Here is a 681-nt window from a genome sequence, read left to right as displayed (position 1 = left end):
CATGAATACTGTTCCTCAGCCCAGTCTCTCCAATCAAAACCGCATTCACATTTACCAGCGCTATCCTGAAATTCAGCATCAAGACCGCATGTCGGACAGCAAGGCACTTCAACTGTTATTTTTGTTCCTACCGGCCAGCGCTTAACATCAAACGTGATTTTTTCTGCGGTGTCAGATTCCATATTGCCGTCGCAAGAAATCTCAATAAACGGCTTGTGTTCATCGCTATTTTTTCCTGAATAAATATCAGCTTTGACTTCACCCCATGACGCTATTTTGTACGTAATATCACTAATTCCCATAGCTATGCCTCACTTCACTGCTCACATATTCCTGCAAATATTTCAGTTTTGCCTGGTCGTTGATGATGTCTTCTCGGATATCGAGAACAGTTGATCCAGTTTCTCCAGAGAGTTCGACGGTGGTTGCATCGACCATGCCGCCGGAGGCAACGGTTTCAAGCACGGGGCAGACGGCTTTGATGCGCAGCTTGCGACGACCAGCGGCAACATCAGCCCGAAGAGTATCGATTTCAGTCTTGGCATGGGCGAGTTCCTGAGTGTGTTTGGTATCCAGTTCATGCAGCATTTCAATGTGCGTGTTCTGGTCGTTGATACGGTCAGTCAGTTGCTGGATTTCGGTTGCTTGGCGCCCATTAGCCTTCTTTTGCTTCTCATACTC

The 681-nt window shown here is 47.1% G+C and carries 2 protein-coding genes; both read right to left on the bottom strand.

Annotated elements, in window-relative coordinates; genetic code table 11:
• The coding region (locus PSI22_RS21310; RefSeq protein ID WP_273581467.1) for a hypothetical protein at positions 1-302 on the bottom strand (302 nt) is incomplete at its 3' end.
• On the bottom strand, positions 292-681 hold a 390-nt coding region (locus tag PSI22_RS21305), incomplete at its 5' end, for a lysis protein (RefSeq protein ID WP_273581466.1). The genes PSI22_RS21310 and PSI22_RS21305, both read right to left, overlap by 11 nt.

The organism is Xenorhabdus aichiensis, assembly GCF_028598775.1.
Taxonomy (GTDB): domain Bacteria; phylum Pseudomonadota; class Gammaproteobacteria; order Enterobacterales; family Enterobacteriaceae; genus Xenorhabdus; species Xenorhabdus bovienii.
Note: the sequence above shows the minus strand (reverse complement) of the source record. Positions and strands in the feature narration are given on the sequence as shown.